Raw genomic sequence first — 943 nt, 5'->3', positions numbered from 1 at the left:
GGTGTCCACCGGCAACACCGTGTCCAACGCCGGCTTCGTGCAGTCCTACACCGATACGGTGCAGGTCGGCCTGAGCGGTCGCGTCGCTGGCGGTACCCTGGCCGTGGGTGCCGGTACCTATCGCGGCACCGGCAATGCCTACCAGATGGCCAACTACTACCTCGATACGTGGAGTGGCGATCTGCCGCATCCGGGTGGCAATGCGACCGGGCACATCGATCTGGACAACGAGATCCAGAACGCAACGATGAACCCGAACCGGCCGGGAGTGGGTGGCCTGGGCTTCGATACGCGTGAAAGCGGCACCAGCCAGTTCGTCGAGCTGGGCGTGGCCGACCTGTATGCCAGCCTCAGTGGCACGGTCAGCACCACCCGCTGGGTGAACGTCAATGCGACCAACACCTCGGCACTGTCCGGCAGCGCGTTCTCCGGCGCGTCCGGCAACATCGGCGTGAACGTGGCATCGGGTACCGGCAACCTGCAGGCCAACAGCCTGGCATTGGCCGTGGCACAGCCGAGCACCGGCGGTGGGACCGGCGGCGGCGAATGATCCACGGTGTGACCGCTTTCGCAGCGAACCTGCGTTGAGCGCAACAAGCCCGGCCATCCGCCAATGGCCGGGTTCCCCCGGGAGCCCCTGTCCCTCCTCCCCCTTGGGGCAGGGGCTCCTTCCTTCTCGTGGAGAACAGCATGGCCGGTCATCGCTGGTGGTTGCGTTTGCTGCCCTGCCTGCTGCTGTTGACCAGCGCATCTGGCTGGGCGGGCGAGGTGGTGTTCAGCGGGGTGCTGCCCAATGGCGCGCTGCTGCAGCAGAAGGTGGAAAGCATGCAGGAGCGGCGTTATCGCAACCTGGTGCGGCAGCACACCGACTACAGCTGCGGGGCGGCCGCTCTGGCCACCATCCTGCGTTATGCCTACCACCTGGACACCACCGAGGCGACGG

2 protein-coding genes are annotated in these 943 nt (G+C 66.6%); both read left to right on the top strand.

Going from position 1 to position 943, the window contains the following annotated elements; all coding sequences use genetic code 11:
* A partial coding sequence (locus ACWKXT_RS24250; RefSeq protein ID WP_454542712.1) for a hypothetical protein occupies positions 1 to 550 on the top strand: 550 nt, incomplete at its 5' end.
* Between the two features lie 140 nt (positions 551 to 690).
* Positions 691 to 943: hypothetical protein (locus tag ACWKXT_RS24245; RefSeq protein ID WP_454542711.1), on the top strand; the 253-nt coding region annotated here is incomplete at its 3' end.

Source organism: Enterobacter sp. UPMP701 (genome assembly GCF_053709515.1).
The sequence above is the reverse complement of the archived record's forward strand: the minus strand, read 5'-3'. Positions and strand labels throughout refer to the sequence as shown.